Origin of the sequence: Bradyrhizobium sp. (genome assembly GCF_052389815.1) — a bacterium.
Classification (GTDB): Bacteria; Pseudomonadota; Alphaproteobacteria; order Rhizobiales; family Xanthobacteraceae; genus Bradyrhizobium.
The window spans coordinates 1-18,491 of the sequence record NZ_JBQTHN010000012.1; the positions used below are offsets into that span (position 1 = coordinate 1).

The 18,491-nt window shown below is 65.2% G+C and carries 15 protein-coding genes and 2 pseudogenes; 14 read left to right on the plus strand and 3 right to left on the minus strand.

Annotated elements, in window-relative coordinates; all coding sequences use genetic code 11:
• From ACT4OC_RS03255 to boxA, 3 genes are all read left to right on the plus strand, one after another.
• Nucleotides 1–1,175: 2,3-epoxybenzoyl-CoA dihydrolase (locus tag ACT4OC_RS03255; protein ID WP_444837572.1), on the plus strand; the 1,175-nt coding region annotated here is incomplete at its 5' end.
• Nucleotides 1,176–1,271: 96 nt separating this feature from the next.
• The gene (gene boxB, locus ACT4OC_RS03260; protein ID WP_444837573.1) at nucleotides 1,272–2,720 is read left to right on the plus strand and encodes a benzoyl-CoA 2,3-epoxidase subunit BoxB; all 1,449 of its coding nucleotides are present in this window, start codon (nucleotides 1,272–1,274) and stop codon (nucleotides 2,718–2,720) included.
• 21 nt (nucleotides 2,721–2,741) lie between these two features.
• Nucleotides 2,742–3,941, plus strand: coding sequence for a benzoyl-CoA 2,3-epoxidase subunit BoxA (gene boxA, locus ACT4OC_RS03265; protein WP_444837574.1), 1,200 nt, complete (start codon nucleotides 2,742–2,744; stop codon nucleotides 3,939–3,941).
• Between the two features lie 207 nt (nucleotides 3,942–4,148).
• Here boxA and ACT4OC_RS03270 read toward each other — a convergent pair whose 3' ends face one another.
• Nucleotides 4,149–4,949, minus strand: coding sequence for an SDR family oxidoreductase (locus ACT4OC_RS03270; protein ID WP_444837575.1), 801 nt, complete (start codon nucleotides 4,947–4,949; stop codon nucleotides 4,149–4,151).
• Complete coding sequence (locus ACT4OC_RS03275; RefSeq protein WP_444837576.1) at nucleotides 4,925–6,085, minus strand: polysaccharide deacetylase family protein; 1,161 nt, start codon at nucleotides 6,083–6,085, stop codon at nucleotides 4,925–4,927. The genes ACT4OC_RS03270 and ACT4OC_RS03275 overlap by 25 nt, the downstream gene beginning before the upstream one ends.
• A 166-nt stretch (nucleotides 6,086–6,251) precedes the next feature.
• Here ACT4OC_RS03275 and ACT4OC_RS03280 point away from each other — a divergent pair, with 166 nt between their 5' ends.
• The 11 genes and pseudogenes from ACT4OC_RS03280 (at nucleotide 6,252) to phoB (ending at nucleotide 17,480) form a co-directional block, all read left to right on the plus strand.
• Nucleotides 6,252–7,646 (plus strand): OmpA family protein, encoded by a 1,395-nt coding sequence (locus ACT4OC_RS03280; protein ID WP_444837577.1) that lies wholly within the window; start codon nucleotides 6,252–6,254, stop codon nucleotides 7,644–7,646.
• A gap of 2 nt (nucleotides 7,647–7,648) precedes the next feature.
• Nucleotides 7,649–7,942 carry a hypothetical protein gene (locus tag ACT4OC_RS03285; RefSeq protein WP_444837578.1) on the plus strand — a complete coding sequence of 98 codons (294 nt, stop codon included), beginning with the start codon at nucleotides 7,649–7,651 and terminating at the stop codon, nucleotides 7,940–7,942.
• A gap of 279 nt (nucleotides 7,943–8,221) precedes the next feature.
• Nucleotides 8,222–9,289, plus strand: coding sequence for a UPF0104 family protein (locus ACT4OC_RS03290; RefSeq protein ID WP_444837579.1), 1,068 nt, complete (start codon nucleotides 8,222–8,224; stop codon nucleotides 9,287–9,289).
• Between the two features lie 35 nt (nucleotides 9,290–9,324).
• On the plus strand, nucleotides 9,325–10,641 hold the full coding sequence (locus ACT4OC_RS03295; protein WP_444837580.1) for an ATP-binding protein: 1,317 nt from the start codon (nucleotides 9,325–9,327) through the stop codon (nucleotides 10,639–10,641).
• Nucleotides 10,642–10,802: 161 nt separating this feature from the next.
• The gene (locus ACT4OC_RS03300) at nucleotides 10,803–11,852 is read left to right on the plus strand and encodes a substrate-binding domain-containing protein (RefSeq protein WP_444837581.1); all 1,050 of its coding nucleotides are present in this window, start codon (nucleotides 10,803–10,805) and stop codon (nucleotides 11,850–11,852) included.
• 110 nt (nucleotides 11,853–11,962) lie between these two features.
• Nucleotides 11,963–13,330, plus strand: a complete 1,368-nt coding sequence (gene pstC, locus ACT4OC_RS03305; RefSeq protein WP_444837582.1) for a phosphate ABC transporter permease subunit PstC — start codon at nucleotides 11,963–11,965, stop codon at nucleotides 13,328–13,330.
• Nucleotides 13,323–13,802: pseudogene (locus ACT4OC_RS03310) on the plus strand (DUF3333 domain-containing protein); the annotation flags it as partial. The gene pstC and the pseudogene ACT4OC_RS03310, both read left to right, overlap by 8 nt.
• 552 nt (nucleotides 13,803–14,354) lie before the next feature.
• Nucleotides 14,355–15,158, plus strand: a pseudogene (pstA, locus tag ACT4OC_RS03315) (phosphate ABC transporter permease PstA); the annotation flags it as partial.
• Between the two features lie 25 nt (nucleotides 15,159–15,183).
• On the plus strand, nucleotides 15,184–16,008 hold the full coding sequence (pstB, locus tag ACT4OC_RS03320; RefSeq protein WP_444837583.1) for a phosphate ABC transporter ATP-binding protein PstB: 825 nt from the start codon (nucleotides 15,184–15,186) through the stop codon (nucleotides 16,006–16,008).
• Nucleotides 16,009–16,019: 11 nt separating this feature from the next.
• On the plus strand, nucleotides 16,020–16,733 hold the full coding sequence (phoU, locus tag ACT4OC_RS03325; RefSeq protein ID WP_444837584.1) for a phosphate signaling complex protein PhoU: 714 nt from the start codon (nucleotides 16,020–16,022) through the stop codon (nucleotides 16,731–16,733).
• 36 nt (nucleotides 16,734–16,769) lie between these two features.
• Entirely contained in the window at nucleotides 16,770–17,480 is a 711-nt protein-coding gene (gene phoB, locus ACT4OC_RS03330; RefSeq protein ID WP_444837585.1) for a phosphate regulon transcriptional regulator PhoB, read from the plus strand.
• Nucleotides 17,481–17,643: 163 nt separating this feature from the next.
• Here the strand turns inward: phoB and ACT4OC_RS03335 are convergent, their stop codons facing one another.
• Complete coding sequence (locus tag ACT4OC_RS03335) at nucleotides 17,644–18,153, minus strand: GcrA family cell cycle regulator (protein ID WP_444837586.1); 510 nt, start codon at nucleotides 18,151–18,153, stop codon at nucleotides 17,644–17,646.
• Between the last annotated feature and the right edge of the window lie 338 nt (nucleotides 18,154–18,491).

Sequence of the window (18,491 nt, forward strand, 5' to 3'; positions counted from 1 at the left end):
AAGTGCCGCTGCTCGCGGTGCTGCCGGGCACCGGCGGGCTGACGCGCGTCGTCGACAAGCGCAAGGTGCGCCGCGACCACGCCGATTTCTTCTGCACCATCGAGGAAGGCATCAAGGGCAAGCGCGCGGTACAGTGGCGCCTGGTCGACGAGATCGCGCCGAACAGCAAGCTGGAAGCGAAGATCGCCGACCGTGCCAGGGAATTTGCTGCCAAATCCTCGCGCAACGGCAACGGCAAGGGCATCGCGCTTTCGCCGCTGAAGCGCACGATCGACGAGAACGGCCTCCGTTATGGCTTCGTCAGCGTCGACATCAACCGCGAGCAGCGCATCGCCACCATCACGATATCAGCGCCCGATCCCGCTCCGCCGTCCGACGTCGACGGCATGATCGCGCAGGGTGCCTCGTTCTGGCCGCTGCAGGTCGCGCGCGAGCTCGACGATGCCATCCTGCACCTGCGCATCAACGAGCTCGAAATCGCCATGCTGGTGTTCAAGTCGCATGGCGAGGCCGCCAATGTGCTGGCGGCCGACGCCTTCCTCGAGGCCAACAAGGGCCACTGGCTGGTCAACGAGATCAGGCATTACTGGAAGCGCGTGCTCAAGCGCATCGACGTCACCTCGCGCACCCTGGTGACGCTGGTCGAGCCCGGCTCCTGCTTCGTCGGTACGCTCGCCGAGCTCGTGTTCGCCGCCGATCGCTCCTACATGCTGATCGGCTCGCGCCAGGGCGACAACCGTCCCGCGCCGCAGATCACGCTGTCGGCCATGAATTTCGGGCCCTATCCGATGAGCCATGGCCTCACGCGCCTCGAATCGCGCTTCCAGGCCGATCCCGCCGACCTCGACCGCGCCAAGGCCAAGATCGGCGATGCGATCGATGCCGATGAAGCCGAGCAGCTCGGCCTCGTCACCTTCGCGCTCGACGACATCGACTGGGACGACGAGGTGCGCGTGTTCTTCGAGGAGCGCACCTCGTTCTCGCCCGACGGCCTCACCGGCATGGAAGCCAATCTCCGCTTCGTCGGCCCCGAGACCATGGAATCGAAAATCTTCGCCCGCCTCACCGCCTGGCAGAACTGGATCTTCCAGCGGCCCAACGCGGTCGGCGAGGAGGGCGCGCTGCGCCGCTACGGCACCGGCGTGAAGGCGCAGTTCGATATGACGAGGGTGTAGAGGCGAATAGCGAATAGCAAGTGACGAATGGGCTTTCTTCCTTATTCGCTGCTCGCCATTCACCACTCGCCCTTCCCAAAACGGGAGACGAAATCAATGAACTACATGAACGTCGACTACTCGACCAAGATTCCCAACAACGTCGGTCTCACCGAGGACCGCCAGGTGCTCAAGGCGCTGGAGGGATGGCATCCGGGCTATCTCGACTGGTGGAACGACATGGGGCCGGAAGGTTTCCAGGAATCGCTGGTCTATCTGCGCACCGCCGTCAGCGTCGATCCGAAGGGCTGGGCCAAGTTCGACTACGTCCGCATGCCCGAATACCGCTGGGGCATCTTGCTTGCGCCGCAGGAGGAAGGCCGGCTGGTGAATTTCGGTCAGCACAAGGGCGAGAAGGCCTGGCAGGAAGTTCCCGGCGAATACCGTGCGATGCTGCGGCGGCTGGTGGTGATCCAGGGCGACACCGAGCCCGCCTCGGTGGAGCAGCAGCGCCATCTCGGCAAGACCGCGCCCTCGCTCTACGACATGCGCAACCTGTTCCAGGTCAATGTCGAGGAAGGCCGCCATCTCTGGGCGATGGTCTATCTGCTGCAGAAGTATTTCGGCCGCGACGGCCGCGAGGAGGCCGACGAGTTGCTGCGCCGTCGCTCCGGCGATGCGGATAGCCCGCGCATGCTCGGCGCCTTCAACGAGAAGACGCCGGACTGGCTGTCCTTCTTCATGTTCACCTACTTCACCGACCGCGACGGCAAGATGCAGCTGGAGAGCCTGGCGCAGTCCGGCTTCGATCCGCTGTCGCGCAGCTGCCGCTTCATGCTGACCGAGGAAGCCCACCACATGTTCGTCGGCGAGACCGGCGTCGGCCGTGTGCTGCAGCGGACCTGCGAGGCGATGAAAGCCGCGGGCATCGATGATCCCAACGACATCGAGAAGGTGCGCGCGCTCGGCGTGATCGACCTGCCGACTGTGCAGAAGAAGCTCAACATGCACTATTCGCTGACGCTGGACCTGTTCGGTTCGGAGATTTCGACCAACGCCGCCAACTTCTACAACGCCGGCCTGAAGGGCCGCTTCATGGAGACGAAGATCGACGACGACCATCGTCTCACCAACGCCACCTATCCGGTGGCCAAGCTGGTCGACGGCAAGATCGCCATGGTGAACGAGCCGGCACTGACGGCGCTCAACATGCGCCTGCGCGACGACTACTCCGAAGACTGCGCCAAGGGCGTCGAGCGCTGGAACAAGGTGATCGAGAAGACCGGCGTCAATTTCCGCCTCGAACTGCCGCACACCGCATTCCACCGCCAGATCGGCGAGTTCAGGGATATCGAGGCGACGCCGAAGGGCGTGATCGTCAGCGGTGCCGAGTGGAGCAAGCAGCGCGACAATTATTTGCCGTCCGTCTCCGATGGCGACTTCATCAATTCGCTGATGCAGCCGCAGTCCGAGCCCGGCCAGTATGCCAGCTGGATCGCGCCGCCCCGGGTCGGCATCGACAACAAGCCCGGCGATTTCGAATATGTGAAGATCGAGAACTCCTGATACCTGTCAGGCACAAGGCTTATGAACGCGCCGGTTGGAGAGTTGCTGAAGCAGCACCTGATCGATCCCGAGATATGCATTCGCTGCAATACCTGCGAAGAGACATGTCCGGTCGATGCGGTGACGCATGACGGCAACAATTACGTGGTCGATGCGGCGATCTGCAATCACTGCATGGATTGCATATCGCCGTGTCCGACCGGCTCGATCGACAATTGGCGCGTCGTGGCCAAGCCCTATTCGCTCGAGGAGCAGTATTCCTGGAGCGAGCTGCCGCCGCAGCAGGAAGTCGCGGCGGCGGATTCCGGCACGGTCGAGGCGCTGGAGAACGAGATCGACAGCCTGCTGGAAGAGGCCCGCAAGGGCCTCGGCGGCAAGCCGGTGGCGCCGCATTCTGCCTCTAAGCCGACGATCAATCTTTACAACCGCAACAAGCCGTTGAAAGCGACGGTCACCGGCAACTTCCGCCTGACGCACGCCGATGCGGACGCCGACGTGCGCCATATCATCCTCGACTTCGGCGACCAGCCGTTCCCGGTGCTGGAAGGCCAGAGCATCGGCGTCGTCGTGCCCGGCACCGCCGCCGACGGCAAGCCGCACAACGTCCGGCTCTATTCGGTGGCAAGCTCGCGCGACGGCGAGAAGCCGAATGCCCACAATCTTGCGCTCACCGTCAAGCGCGAGCCCGGCGGCGTCTGCTCCAACTATCTCTGCGACCTGCCGCGCGGCGCCAGGGTGGAGATCACCGGCCCCTTCGGCGCGACCTTCCTGCATCCGAACGATCCCGCCGCCAACATCATCATGATCTGCACCGGCACGGGCTCGGCGCCGTTCCGCGGCTTCACCGAGCGCCGCCGCCGCGCCATGCCGGATGCGCCGGGGCGCCTCCTGCTGTTCTTCGGCGCGCGCCGCCCCGAGGAACTGCCCTATTTCGGCCCGCTGCAGAAGGTGCCGGAAAAACTGCTCGGCAAGTATTTCTGCTATTCGCGCGTGCCCGGCCAGCCCCGCATCTATGTGCAGGACCGCATCCGCAGCGAGGCCGCAACTGTCGCGGCGCAGATGAGCGACCCGCGCACCCATGTCTACATCTGCGGCCTCAAGGGCATGGAGAGCGGCGTGGACGAAGCCTTCGCCGACGTCTGCCGCGGCGCCGGCACCGACTGGGCCCCGCTCAAAGCCGCGATGCGCGAAGACGGCCGCTATCACGTCGAGACGTATTGAGCGCGGCCCGCCGCTTCTTCACCTCGCCCCGCTTGCGGCTGGATGCGGGGAGAGGTCGGATCGCATCGAAGATGCGATCCGGGGGGACTCACCGCGAGTCCCGATGTTGCCCCTCTCACCCCAACCCTCTCCCCGCATCCGCCTTCGCCCGAAGGCGGGCTTCGGCGGACAAGAGAGCGGGGCGAGGGGCATCGTCCCGTGCCGCGCTCACCCCGCGACCGGCAGCCCCGCATTGGCGTACACCACGCCGCCGTCGACCGCGATGGTGTTGCCGACGACATAGTCCCCCGCGCGCGAGGCGAGATAGATCGCGACCCCCGCCATGTCCTCGTCGGTGCCGATGCGCTGCGCCGGAATGCGTTTTGCCACCTCGTCGCCGTGATCGCGCGCCGCCTTGTTCATGTCCGAGCTGAATGCGCCGGGCGCGATCGCGGTGACGTTGATGGAGCCCTTGATCAGTTTCGTCGCCATGCGCCGGGTCAGGTGGATCACGGCGGCCTTGCTCGCGGCGTAGGAATAGGTTTCCTGCGGGTTGACGAAGATGCCGTCGACGGAGGCGATGTTGATGACCTTGGCCGGCCGCTCGTGCGAGGCGGCGGCGCGTAGCGGCTTTGCCAGCGCCTTGGTCAGGAAGAACAGCGACTTGACGTTGAGGTCCATCACCTTGTCCCAGCCGCTTTCCGGAAACTCGTCGAAGTCCGCGCCCCAGGCCGCGCCGGCATTGTTGACGAGGATGTCGAGTTTCGGCTCGCGCTTGATGATTTCGGCGGCGAGCTTTTCGCAGCCTTCCACCGTGGATATGTCGATCGGAAGCGCAATGCACTCGCCGTCATATTGCGCGGTGAGCTCTTTCGCCGTCGCCTCGCACGGCCCTGCCTTGCGCGCGGTGATGTAAACACGCGCCGCGCCATGGCTAAGAAACCCCGCCGCGATCATCTTGCCGATGCCGCGCGATCCGCCGGTCACCAGCGCGACGCGGCCCTTCAGCGAAAACAGATCCTTGAACATTTCTTCCTCCGTTTGAATTGACGGAGGTTTTGGGCGCGGCACGGGGACGAGTCAAGGACGGCGACGGCCGTCGACAACTCCGCCGCATCGATGCGGCGGAAGCCATTCCACATTGCGGTCGCCGCGCCCGAGGTCAGCACCGGCAGGATGCGTTCGTCCTGGTAGTTGCCGTTGAGCGAGATCCGCTGCAGCGCGGTCAAATGGCCGGCGCTCTCCGGAAAGAGCATGCCGGGCCGCGTCGTCACCGCGGTCTTGAACCCGGCGGCTTTCGCTAGGGCAAATTCGCGCGGGCCGGCCGCGCAGCGGTCGCCATAGGGGTAGGCCAGATGCAGCACAGGCCGGGCGAGCGCCGCCTCGATCCGCTCGCGGCCGGTGCGCAACTCGTTCAACGCCACGTCCTCGCGCTGCCGGGCGAGGTTGGGATGGGTGATGGTGTGCGCGCCGATCGTCACCAGCGGATCGCCGGCAAACGCCTTCAACTCGTCCCAGGACATGCAGAGCTCGCGGCTGATCGCGCTCTCGTCGACGCCGCAGCGCGCGCACAGGCTCGAGACCTCGCGCGACACGTCGTGCTCGCCCGGCAGCGCGCGCAGCCAGTCGTGCAGCCGGTCGAAGGCCGCCTGCTTCTGCGCCGGCGTCCCGGCCTCCACATGCGTCATGCGGCCGCCGATCTCGACCTCGATGTTTTCCGCATTCGCGATCGCGCGCTCCAGTGCAACCCACCACAACCGCCCCGTGCCGGCGGCGAAATCGCTCGTCACGTAGACGATGTGCGGCGCGTCGAACTCGCGAAACACGGCCAGCGCATGGTCGCGGTTGTCGCGATAGCCGTCGTCGAGCGTGAAGGCCGCGAAGCGGCGCGAGAAATCCCTTTCGGCGAGGCGCCGATACACTTCGTCCATGGTGACGATGTCGATCTCGCAGGCGCGCAGATGCGACAGCACCGCGCGCAGGAAGGCTGGCTCGATCTCGAGATGATGGTTGGGCTGGAAGGCCCTCGCATCGCGCGGGCGGACGTGATGCAGCATGAAGATGGCGCCGACGCCCGAAAAGATCGGCCGCAGCAGATGGTGCGCGCCGGAGAAATACAATGCTTCCAGGCCGGCGCGGATCACGGTGCTGCGGAGCTGCTTCATCAGGACTGGCTGTACCGGTGGATTCGGAGCCGAAGTTAGCCAGTGAGGGCTGAACAAACCCTTATCCGGGCGACCTTTTCGGCCTTCGCCCGCCCCCGCTATTTGGGGTTTGACAGCCCCCCAAGGGTTTGTTTTCTCTCCGTTCGCCTAAGGCGCGGGAACTCGGATGCACGGACTTTTCAGGTGGAGCAGCAAATGGTGGCCGGGTGCGATTTTGCTGGCTGTCTTTTGGGGTTTCGCCGCCTGGACCAGCACCGAGCCGGTGGAAGGCCATCTTGCGGCGCGCTCTAATGCCGCAGTCAAGGACGCCGTGCTGGACAAGAAGCGCGTCACGGTTGCCGGCCGCGACGTCACCTTCGCTGCCGAGGCGTTTTCCAATACTGGCCGGCTCGCCGCGCTGGAGGCCGTCGAGGCGGTGCCGGGAATCCGCATCGTCAACGACGAAACCCGCCTCGTACCCGAAGCAAAGCCGTTCGTCTGGTCGGCCGAGCGCGACGTGGTCCGCCTGACGTTGTCCGGCAGCGCGCCCCTGCCGCAGGTCAAGGGCAGGCTGGTCGAGGCAGCCAAGGCCGCTCTCGGCAATGTCGAGGTCGCCGACCGGATGGGGCTGGCGCGCGGCGCGCCGCCGCGCTTCGATGCCGCGGCGCTGCTGCTGCTCGAGCAGATCGGCAAGCTCAAGGACGGCAAGCTCACGATATCGGATGGCAAGGTGTCGCTGTCGGGCATGGCGCGCGAGCTCGGCGGCCGCGAGGCGATCGCCGCGGCGCTCAAGAACCTGCCGGAGGGCTTTTCGGTTGCCGGCAACGACGTCAAGGCGCCGCCCTACGTCTTCCAGGCCTACAAGGATCCGGTCGCGCACACCGTGACGCTCTCCGGCAACGTGCCCGACAAGAGCGTGCACGCCGCCCTGATCGGTATCGCAGGGCGCCGGTTCATCAGCGAAAAGGTGGTCGACAATCTCAAGGAGAGCATCGGGGCCCCCGCCAGCTTTTCCGCCGTCGTGGTGCCGGCGCTGGGCGCGCTGTCGCGGCTTTCCACCGGCACGCTCGTCGTGACGGACCGCGAGGTCAAGCTCTCGGGCGATGCGCTCTATGATGCTGCGGCGGCGGAAATCCGCGCCGGCCTTGCCAGGGATTTCCCGCAGAACTGGCAGTACAAGCCCGAGATCACGGTCAAGCCGCCGTCCGCGCCGGTCGACAACACCGTCTGCCAGCAGCTGTTCGCGGATCTCCTGACCAAGGCGCGCATCCGCTTCGAATCGGGCAAGGCCGAGCTGTCGCCGGATTCGCTCGGCCTGCTCGACCGCCTGACCGAGACGGCGCAGCGCTGTCCCACCGCCAATATCGAGATCGCCGGCCATACCGACGCCGATGGCGACGCCAATGCCAATCAGGCGCTGTCCGAGAAGCGCGCGCAGGTTGTGGCCGACTATCTGGTGCGCGGCGGCCTGCCGGCCGGCCGCTTCACCGCTGTCGGCTATGGCTCCAGCCAGCCGATGGCCGGCAACGATACCGACGAGGGCAAGGCGCAGAACCGGCGCATCGATTTCGTGGTGAAGTGATCATGGCCAATGTCGCGCAATTCTTCTGGGGCTGGCTGGTGGCATCGCTGCTGCTCGGCCTTGCCATGGGCTGGATTTCCGTCGTCCAGCGCGCCGGTGTCACGGGCGCCTGGGGCCGCGCGTTGTGGGCGCTGGTGGCGGTCCTGCTGGCGCTTGCGGCGACCCGTATCGTCCCCGGCCGTTTCGGCTACTGGCTCGATCTCGGGCTTGTCATGTTCGGGCTTTACCTTGTGGGCTGCACGGTGGGATCGTGCTTGCGCGCCTGGGTGGTCGCGCGCAGCACCCCGCCGGCCTGACTCCAGCCTGGCCGGGGGGCGCCCGGCCCGGGCGGCCGGTCCGCGCCCCCCGCCAGACCTTTACGAATTTCGAACCAACGGGCCAGAATGCAGAAAATCTGTCGATCCGCTGTTATAGATGCACCCTAATATGTTGAAGAATCGCGTCTTATTCTCCGTCAGGTGAATTCCGTTCCGCCGCGAAACGCGCTACCAGAGCCAACGGGAGCAAGCGCGGGCGAGGACGGCGGCGGAGGTTCGCTGGCGGTCACTGCCGTCGCATCGGTATTCGAGGTCTAGATGCTGGAAGCCATACGCAGGTTCATCGCGTTCCTGCGCCACAAGCAAATCCTGCACAAGATGGGTGTGGTGATCAGCATCGCCGTTATCGGCACTGCTTGCTACGTGCTCTACCACATGCTCCGCGGCATCAACGTCGCCGAGGTGATCGACGCCATCAAGGACACCGAGCCGGCGCAAATCGCGTTCGCCGCCCTGTTCGTCGCGGCCGGTTATTTCACGCTCACCTTCTACGACTGGTTCGCGGTCCGCGCGATCGGCCGCACCGACGTTCCCTACCGCGTCAACGCCATTGCCGGCTTCACCTCCTACTCGATCGGGCACAATGTCGGCGCTAGCGTCTTCACCGGCGGCGCGGTGCGCTATCGGATCTATTCCGCCTGGGGACTGAATGCGATCGACGTCGCCAAGGTCTGCTTCCTCGCCGGTCTCACCTTCTGGCTCGGCAATGCCGCGGTGCTCGGCATCGGCATCGCATGGCATCCGGAAGCCGCTGCCAGCGTCGATCAGCTCCCGGTCTGGCTCAACCGTGCCGCTGCCGTGATCAGCATCGTCGTACTGGTCGGCTATGTGGTCTGGGTCTGGACCAAGCCGCGCGTGGTGGGCCGCGGCCCCTGGACGGTGACATTGCCGGGCGGCCCGTTGACCTTGCTGCAGATCTGCATCGGCATCGTCGATCTAGGCTGCTGCGCGCTCGCTATGTACATGCTGACGCCGGAAGAGGCCAATCCCGGCTTCGTCACGGTGGCCGTGATCTTCGTCTCGGCGACGCTGCTCGGCTTTGCCAGCCATTCCCCCGGCGGGCTCGGGGTGTTCGACGCGGCCATGCTGGTCGGACTCTGGCAGATGGACCGCGAGGAGCTGCTCGCCGGCATGCTGCTTTTCCGCATGCTCTATTACATCACCCCCTTCGTCCTTTCTGTAATCTTGCTGACGCTTCGCGAAGTTATTCTCGGCGCAAGGTCGAAACGGCTGCGAAGGCTCGCCGCCATGGCCGAGGAAAAGACGCGGGTGGAACCGAGGCGCGAGGCCGTCTATGTGCGCGAGCGCGGAGACGGCGGAGCGTGATTTGAGGACGGAGGGCGTTTTCCGGTGAAGCGGCGATGGCGATAGACGAGACCCCTTCCTCCATCTTCGCGCCCTGGCCGGACCGGTTGCGCCACTCGGCCATCATCCTGCTCGCCGCCGGACTTGCCCTGACCGTGCTGGTCGCGCTCGGCGAATTGCCGCTCGTCGCTGCCGCCGCCGCATTCGCCCTGATCGTCGCCGCGGCCCTGGTGCCCTGGCGCCTGCACGATGCGGCGGCCTCGCGCGACGATGTCCGCACCGAGGATCCGGTCGAGGCCGCCGCCGTCAATGCCATCGTCGCCGGCATGCCGGATCCCGCCGTGCTGCTCGACCGCGCCGGCCGCGTCATCCATCTCAATGCCGCGGCAAGCCAGCTCGCCCCGGCGCTGCGCAAGAACGAGCTGGCGCAATTCGCATTGCGCTCGCCCGAGATCATCACCGCGTTGCGCGAGGCCATCGCCACCACGCAGCCGCGCCGCGCCACCTATCTCGACCAGGTGCCGATCGACCGCTGGATGGAGCTCGTCATCACGCCGGTGCCGGTGCCGACACGGTTCGGCGGCGCCGACAAATGCATGCTGATGACCTTCCACGACCTGACGCCGCTGCGCCGGGTCGAGGAGATGCGCGCCGATTTCGTCGCCAATGCCAGCCATGAGTTGCGCACGCCGCTGGCGGCGCTGTCCGGCTTCATCGACACGCTGCAGGGCCCTGCCAGGGACGATCCCAAGGCGCGCGAGCGCTTTCTCGGGATCATGCAGGCGCAGGCCCGGCGCATGGCGCGGCTGATCGACGATCTCTTGTCGCTGTCGCGGGTCGAATTGTCGGCGCATGTCCGCCCCGACACGCTGGTCGATCTCGTGCCGATCATCCGCCAGGTCGTGGACGGGCTGGAGGCCCTCGCCAGCGAGCGCCAGGTCGAGATCGATGTCGATCTGCCGGAGCCGCCCGTTACCATCGCCGGCGACCGCGAGGAATTGCTGCGGCTGTTCGAGAACCTGATCGAGAATGCGCTGAAATACGGCGCCTCCGGCGGCAGGGTGGTCGTGTCGCTGACCACGTTCGCGCCGGCCAAGGCGGGCGGCGCGGGCGAGGGTGCGCCGGAATACCGGGTGCTGGTGCGGGATTTTGGCCCCGGCATCGCCCCGGAGCACCTGCCGCGTCTCACCGAGCGGTTCTACCGGGTCGATGTCGGCGACAGCCGCGCGCAAGGAGGTACCGGGCTCGGGCTATCGCTGGTCAAGCACATCCTGGCCCGCCATCGCGGCCGGCTCCTGATCGAGAGCGTGCCGAAATCCGGGGCCACCTTCACCGCCTGTTTCCCCCAGCTCCGGCCGCCGACGACTACGTGAAGTCAAGTAATTTCAATGGCTTGCGACTGTCATCTGACTGTCATGGGATTATCATAATAGCGAGACGAGGGGGACCTAGCGTGTAGCCGCAGGGGGCAGACTTAAGGTTCCCTTAACGATCTGCGGCAGCCCTCAGGGCCAATCCACGACAGGAGCTCGGCATGAAAGCCAGATTTTTCGCCACCACTTCGTTTGCATTCCTTTCGATCGGTATCGCGCTGACCGGCGCGGCGGAGGCCCGCGACCAGATCCGAATCGTCGGTTCATCGACCGTCTATCCCTTCACCACCACGGTGGCGGAGCAGTTCGGCAAGTCCGGCGGCAAGACGCCGGTCGTCGAATCGACCGGCACCGGCGGCGGCATGAAGCTGTTCTGTGCCGGAGTTGGCGAAGGCCACCCGGATGCGACCAATGCGTCGCGCGCGATGAAGAAGAGCGAGTTCGAGGATTGCCAGAAGAACGGCGTCAAGGACATCGTCGAGATCAAGATCGGCTTCGACGGCCTGACGATCGCCCAGTCCAAGCAGGGCCCCGATCTGAAGATCACACTAGGCCAGGTGTTCTTGGCGCTCGCCAAGGAAGTGCCGGGGCCCGACGGCAAGCTGGTCGCCAATCCGAACAAGAACTGGTCGGACATCGACAAGTCGCTGCCCAACATCAAGATCGAGGTCCTCGGTCCGCCGCCGACCTCCGGCACCCGCGACTCGCTGCATGAGCTGTTCCTCGAGGCTGGCGCCGAGCAGATCCCGGCGCTGAAGGAACTCAAGAAGTCCGACAAGAAGGCCTTCGACAAGGCTTGGAAGACGCTGCGTGAAGACGGCGCCTATGTCGAGGCTGGCGAGAACGACAACGTCATCGTCCAGAAGCTCGAGGCCAACAAGAACGCCTTCGGCATCTTCGGCTACTCGTTCCTCGAAGAGAATACCGCCAAGCTGAAGGGCGTCACCCTCGACGGCGCTGCTCCCAATTACGACAACATCGCCGGCGGCAAGTACAAGGGCTCGCGCCCGCTGTTCGTCTACATCAAGAAGCAGCATGTCGGCGTCGTGCCGGGCGTGGACAAGTTCGCGGCCGAGTACGTCTCGGAGAAGGCGCTGGGCGAGGATGGCTATCTCGCCAAGAAGGGTCTCGTGACACTGCCGAAGAAGGACCTCGATGCCATGCGCAAAAGCGTCACCGGCCTGACGCCGATGAGCGCGCCGAGCTCCTGATCGTTGTTGATCTCCGGTCACGGGGCGGTTCTGCCGCCCCGTGACGCGTCCCGACCGGAAGGTAAAGCAAGCGCTTTTCAGGTTCCGGCAGTTCTGCTCTAGGGGGCACCGTGACGATCGTTTACCTGCTCGGTCTCGTCGCATTGACCATCGTCGGCTTCCTACTGGGAAGATCGCGCGCCGTCGCGGTCGCCCAATCGGGTCCGATTCATTCCCGCCCCATCTATCATGGCGCGTTCGTTCTGCTCGCTGCGGCCATCCCGATGCTGCTGGCATTGGCCGTCGGCAGCGCTCTTTCGAATTACCTGGTCGACAGCAAGGCGCTGACGGCCTTCGACCCGGCCATCCTGAGCGATGAGTTGCGCCGCGGCTCGGTGCTGCGTGACATCGTCGCCCTGGCCGAAGGGCAGTTTTCCGGGGAAAGGACCGAGGCGCTTCGACGCGCGGCCGAGGTGTACGCCTCGACCAGGTCGTGGACCAACTACCTGCTTCTCGCCAGCGGTTTCGTGCTTGGCCTGCTCGGGCTTGCCTATGGACTGCGTCGCCTGTCGGCGAGCTTCCGCGCCCGCAATCAGGTGGAGCGCGTCGTCAAGTACCTTCTGCTCGCATGCGCCTCGATCGCGGTGCTGACCACGGTCGGCATCGTGTTCTCGGTGCTGTTCGAGACCATCCATTTCTTCGGCAAGGTGTCGCCGGTAGACTTCCTGTTCGGGATACAATGGTCGCCGCAGACGGCCATTCGCGCCGACCAGGTCGGCTCGTCCGGCGCGTTCGGCATCATCCCCCTGGTGGTCGGAACGATGCTGATCACGCTGATCGCGATGCTGATCGCCGGTCCGATCGGATTGTTCGCCGCAATCTATCTTGCCGAGTATGCGTCGCCCCGGTTTCGCTCGTTCGCCAAGCCCCTGCTGGAAATCCTCGCCGGCATTCCCACGGTCGTGCTCGGCTTCTTTGCGGCGCTCTCGCTGGCGCCGTGGATTCGGGCCGCGGGAGAGTGGGCCGGGCTGAACGTGGCGTCGGAAAGCGCGCTGGCAGCCGGCGTCGTGATGGGGATGATGATCATTCCCTTCGTCTCGTCGCTGTCCGATGACGTGATCAACGCGGTCCCGCAGTCGCTGCGTGACGGATCCTACGGCATGGGCGCAACCAAGTCGGAGACGATCAAGAAGGTCGTTCTTCCGGCCGCGTTCAGCGGCATCGTATCGGCGATGATGCTGGCGATCAGCCGCGCGGTCGGCGAGACCATGATCGTGGTGATGGCCGCGGGCCTTGCCGCCAACCTGACTTTCAATCCGCTCGAGGCGGTCACCACCTTCACAGTGCAGATCAAGACCATTCTGGTCGGCGACCAGGAGTTCGACAGCGCCAAGACGCTCGCAGCCTTCGCGCTGGGTTTCGTGTTGTTCTTCTTCACGCTGGCCCTGAACGTCATCGCCCTGCAGATCGTCAAGAGATACCGAGAGCAATATGACTGATATCGCGCTTCCGGCTTTCCGGACCTTCGACATCGCGTCTGACGCCGCGCGCGCGCGTGTGAGGGCACGCTACCGGGCGGAGCGGCGTTTCCAGCTCTACGGGATCGCCGCGATCACCCTGACGGCCGTGTTTCTCGCGGTTGTGCTGGCCGACATCGTCGTCAAGGGCCTGCCTGCATTCACGCAGCACCGCCTGATGATGGATATCACCGTCGACAAGGCCGAGATCGATCCGAATGGTACCAACGACCGTTCGGTGCTGCGCGGCGGCGACTATCAATTGCTGGTGCGCAACGCGCTGCGGGCGCAATTCCCGGACGTGAAGGCGCGGGCCCCGCGCCGGCTACTCGACGGTATGCTGTCGTCGGGAGCGGCGGACATCCTGCGCGAACGGGTCGTCGCCGATCCGGCGCTGGTCGGGCAGACCGTCAAGGTGCCGGTGCTGCTGTCCGATGATGCCGATCTTTATCTGAAGGGTATCGGCACGAAGATCGTCGAGCGCAATGGGACCGGCGTCATCACGCCGAGCGGAACGACAGGCGACGTCACGCTGCTGACCTCCAGCAACCAGTTCTCGGAGGAGCTGGTCAGCCTGCGGCGCCTGCTGTTCGACAAGTCGCGCGAGCTCGGCAAGGAGGCGGAACGGCTGCAGCGCGCGGTCAAATATGTCCAGGGCACCAGGGACCAGGTCGAGGCGCAGAAGGGGCGGCCCGGCGCGTCTGCCGCAGTCGCCGCGGGTCTGGACCAGCGCATTCAGACGCTGACGGCCGAGATCGACTCGCTTGCCCAGCGGGCGAAGCAGCTCGAGACCGATGCCGCGGCGATGCAGGCCCGCTTCGACAGTGCCGGCGGCAGCGAGCCGCTTGACGAGAAGATGCCGAGCCTGCTGGTCGCCGTCAACAAAGGGGTCGTCAAGGTCAAGGAGGTCAGCGGCGCACGAGTCGTCGGGCAAGTCATTGTACCGCTCGAATCCGCGGACCAGGCCGCGCCGGGAACCTGGCGCATCCTGACCTACCCGACGCCCGAGTCGAACCGAAGGGTGAGCGACCTCGAGGTGACCTGGCTGGAGACGCTGCGCGAGCGTGGCCTCGTCGAACACGTCTTCAACTGGTCGTTCTTCACGTCCGGCGACAGTCGCGAGCCGGAGCTTGCGGGCATCCGCGGCGCCCTGATCGGCTCGTTCCTGACGCTGCTCGTGACCCTCGTGCTTTGCCTGCCGACCGGCGTCGCGGCAGCGATCTACCTGGAGGAGTTTGCGCCGAAGAACCGGATCACCGAACTGATCGAGGTCAACATCAACAATCTGGCGGCGGTGCCCTCGATCGTCTTCGGCCTGCTCGGTCTGGCGGTGTTCCTGAACTTCTTCGGCCTGCCGCGCTCGGCTCCGCTGGTTGGCGGCCTGGTATTGGCGCTGCTCGTGATGCCGACGATCATCATCGCCTCGCGCGCGGCCCTGAAGGCCGTGCCGCCTTCGATCAAGGAGGCAGCGCTCGGCGTCGGGGCATCGCACCAGCAGGCGATTTTCCATCACGTCTTGCCGCTGGCACTGCCTGGCATAATGACCGGCACGATCATAGGTATGGCCCATGCCCTGGGTGAAACGGCGCCGTTGCTGCTGATCGGCATGGTCGCGTTCATCGTGGAGGTGCCGCAAGGCGTGACAAGCGCGGCGACGGTGCTTCCGGTTCAGATCTATCTCTGGTCGGATCTTCCGGAGATCGCCTTTCAGGCCAAGACTGCTGCAGCGATCCTCGTGCTGCTGGTGTTCCTGTTCCTGATGAACGGCGCGGCTATCGTGCTTCGTCGCCGCTTCGAGCAGCGCTGGTAACAGCGTATTTAGGGGTAGTGAGAAAATGAACATGTCCCAAGCGTCCAGCATTGCAGCAAGCCCGGCTACCCTGGTTTCGGCCGGTGTCAGCCGCCTGCCGAAGGTCACCGCGAGAGACGTCAACGTCTACTACGGCGAGAAGCGCGCCCTGAACGACGTGACGATCGACATCCCCGAGACGTCGGTCACCGCCTTCATTGGTCCCTCGGGTTGCGGCAAATCGACCTTCCTTCGCTGCATCAACCGCATGAACGACACGATCCCGATCGCACGTGTGACCGGTCGGATCGAGATCGACGGGACGGACGTTTACGACAAGTCACTCGATGTGGTGCAGCTCCGCGCCCGGGTGGGTATGGTATTTCAGAAGCCGAATCCCTTTCCCAAGTCGATCTACGAAAACGTTGCCTATGGACCGCGCATTCACGGCCTTGCCGGCAGCAAGACCGAGCTCGACGCGATCGTCGAAAGCAGCTTGAAGCGGGCCGGCCTGTTTAACGAGGTGAAGGATCGGCTGACTGAGTCCGGGACGGGACTGTCCGGCGGTCAGCAGCAGCGCCTGTGCATCGCGCGAGCCATCGCTGCGAGCCCCGAAATCATCCTGATGGACGAGCCTTGCTCCGCGCTCGATCCGATCGCCACGGCGAAGATCGAGGAGTTGATGAGCGAGCTGGCCAAGAACTTCACCATCATCATCGTGACGCATTCGATGCAGCAGGCGGCACGTGTGTCGCAGCTGACTGCATTCTTCCATCTCGGCACACTGGTCGAAAGCGGGCCTACCGACAAGATATTCACCTCGCCTTCCGACCAGCGTACACAGGACTACATCACGGGCCGGTTCGGCTGAGGAGTTGAGGGATGGTTTCCGAACACATTGCAAAAGCATTCGACAGCGATCTGCAGGAGCTGACCCGGCTGGTCGCCGAGATGGGCGGCCTTGCCGAGCGCATGATTGCCGACTCCGTCGATGCGCTGATCCGGCGCGACGTCGCGCAGTCCAAGCGCGTCGTCGCAGCCGACCTCGAGATCGACAATCTGCAGCGGCTCATCGAGGAGCGCGCGGTGCTCACCATCGCCCGCCGCCAGCCGATGGCGGTGGACCTGCGCGAGATCGTCAGCGCCATGCGCGTGGCCATCGATCTCGAGCGGATCGGCGATCTTGCCAAGAACATCGGCAAGCGCGTCACCGCGATCGAGAGCGATTTCCAGCCGCTGAAGCTGATCCGCGGGCTGGAGCACATGACCGACCTGGTGCAGTCCCAGGTCAAGTCGGTGCTCGACGCCTACGCCGCGCACGACCTGCCGGCCGCGATGAACGTCTGGAAGGGCGACGAGGAGGTGGACGCAATCTGCACCTCGCTGTTCCGCGAGCTGCTCACCTACATGATGGAAGACCCGCGCAACATCTCGTTCTGCATCCATTTGATGTTCTGCGCCAAGAACATCGAGCGGATCGGCGACCACGCGACCAACATCGCCGAGACCGTGTTCTACATGATCGAGGGTCAGCAGATGCTCGACAAGCGCCCCAAGGGCGACATGACCACTTTTGCCGCGACAGTGCCCGATTAACCGCGTATCGGGAAACGGACAGGATACATTAGGCTCATGAGCGCACGCATTCTGGTGGTGGAAGACGAGGAAGCGTTGACGACGCTTCTGCGTTACAACCTCGATGCCGAAGGATATGAGGTCGAGACCGTCGCCCGCGGCGACGAGGCCGACACCCGGCTGAAGGAGCGGGTGCCGGACCTCGTGGTGCTGGACTGGATGCTGCCGGGGCTTTCCGGCATCGAGCTGTGCCGACGCCTGCGGGCGCGCCCCGAGACCAAGCAGCTGCCGATCATCATGCTCACCGCGCGCGGCGAGGAGAGCGAGCGCGTGCGGGGGCTCGCCACCGGCGCCGACGACTACATCGTAAAACCCTTCTCGGTGCCGGAGCTGCTGGCGCGGGTGAAGGGCCTGTTGCGCCGGGCGAGCCCCGAACGGCTCGCCACCGTGCTGACCTATGGCGACATCGAGCTCGACCGCGAAAAACGCCGCGTCGCGCGCTCCGGCCGGCCGATCGACCTCGGCCCGACCGAGTACCGCCTGCTCGAATTCTTCCTCGAGCATCCCGGCCGCGTCTTCAGCCGCGAGCAGCTGCTGGACAGCGTCTGGGGCCGCGACATCTATATCGACGAGCGCACCGTCGACGTCCACATCGGCCGCCTGCGCAAGCTGCTCAACCCCGGCCGCGAGCAGGATCCGATCCGCACCGTCCGCGGCGCCGGCTACGCGCTGGACGACAGGTTCGCGAAGGCCGAGCCGCAGTCGTAGCGCTGCTGATCCACACAGCCGTCATCGCCCGCGAAGGCGGGCGATCCAGTTTTCCAGAGCCGTTTGTGATTAGGCCGAGAGGCCGCGGCGTACTGGATCACCCGCATGCGCGGGTGATGACAAGTGAGGCGCGCGATGCTGGCTTCCGTCTATGCCGCGCGCCTTACCTTCCCTGCGGCTTCGGCGGTTGCCGCCGGCGGTCGGCGGCGGGCTGGTAGGCGACGCGCGAGTGGTGCGCGCAGTAGGGCAGGCCGGTCAGCGCCTTGCCGCCGCAGAAGAAGAATTCCGGGCTCGAGGGATCGCCGACCGGCCAGTGGCAGGTGGCTTCGTTGAGCTCCAGCAGCGACAGCCGCTGGTTCATCGGCACGACATTGTCATAGGCGACGGGGTCGGCTTCGACCTCGACCTCGAAGGCCTGAGCCAGCGCGGTGTTGCCGCGCGACATCGGGCGCGACACCCGAACCATCTGGGTGGGGCGCGCCTTGCGCGGCCGGGGTGCGGCGGTGGAGGGCGCCTTGGCGCGGCCGGAGAGGCCGAGCCGGTGGACCTTGCCGATCACGGCATTGCGGGTCACGTTGCCGAGCTCGGCGGCGATCTGGCTGGCCGAAAGCCCGGATTCCCAAAGCTTCTTCAGTTGCTCGACACGCTCATCGGACCAGGTCAATACGGTCATCGTGTTCTTCCTTTCGCCTCGCGCCGGCCGAACCGGGGCGGCGCGGGCGATGCCAAATCCACAAAACCCCTGCGGGCGGAATCCCTTAGCCCTCGCCGGACAGGTTTGAACCGCGCCCGAACGCTTACGCCGCAAAAAGGTACTTAGGGATCAGAGTTGCCGCACGAGATGTCGTACCCGACAGCCGAAACGCTACAATATGCCGTGACTCCGGCGCAAGAGTCCGGTCGCGCGCTTCCACATGTTCCGTCTTGATGGTGGCAATGTCCGGAATCGTACGGATGCAGCGCTTTTTGCAGTGCACTTAAGGCCCTTTTGGCGTGTTGACAGCACCTGCC

Bases quoted from the DNA above. Each gene is read 5' to 3' on its own strand.
- ACT4OC_RS03280 (WP_444837577.1), top strand. From the start codon at position 6,252: ATGCACGGACTTTTCAGGTGGAGCAGCAAATGGTGGCCGGGTGCGATT.
- ACT4OC_RS03270 (WP_444837575.1), bottom strand. From the start codon at position 4,949: ATGTTCAAGGATCTGTTTTCGCTGAAGGGCCGCGTCGCGCTGGTGACC.
- boxA (WP_444837574.1), top strand. From the start codon at position 2,742: ATGAACGCGCCGGTTGGAGAGTTGCTGAAGCAGCACCTGATCGATCCC.
- phoU (WP_444837584.1), top strand. From the start codon at position 16,020: ATGGTTTCCGAACACATTGCAAAAGCATTCGACAGCGATCTGCAGGAG.
- ACT4OC_RS03295 (WP_444837580.1), top strand. From the start codon at position 9,325: ATGGCGATAGACGAGACCCCTTCCTCCATCTTCGCGCCCTGGCCGGAC.
- ACT4OC_RS03335 (WP_444837586.1), bottom strand. From the start codon at position 18,153: ATGACCGTATTGACCTGGTCCGATGAGCGTGTCGAGCAACTGAAGAAG.
- ACT4OC_RS03290 (WP_444837579.1), top strand. From the start codon at position 8,222: ATGCTGGAAGCCATACGCAGGTTCATCGCGTTCCTGCGCCACAAGCAA.
- pstB (WP_444837583.1), top strand. From the start codon at position 15,184: ATGAACATGTCCCAAGCGTCCAGCATTGCAGCAAGCCCGGCTACCCTG.
- ACT4OC_RS03285 (WP_444837578.1), top strand. From the start codon at position 7,649: ATGGCCAATGTCGCGCAATTCTTCTGGGGCTGGCTGGTGGCATCGCTG.
- phoB (WP_444837585.1), top strand. From the start codon at position 16,770: ATGAGCGCACGCATTCTGGTGGTGGAAGACGAGGAAGCGTTGACGACG.
- ACT4OC_RS03300 (WP_444837581.1), top strand. From the start codon at position 10,803: ATGAAAGCCAGATTTTTCGCCACCACTTCGTTTGCATTCCTTTCGATC.
- ACT4OC_RS03275 (WP_444837576.1), bottom strand. From the start codon at position 6,085: ATGAAGCAGCTCCGCAGCACCGTGATCCGCGCCGGCCTGGAAGCATTG.
- boxB (WP_444837573.1), top strand. From the start codon at position 1,272: ATGAACTACATGAACGTCGACTACTCGACCAAGATTCCCAACAACGTC.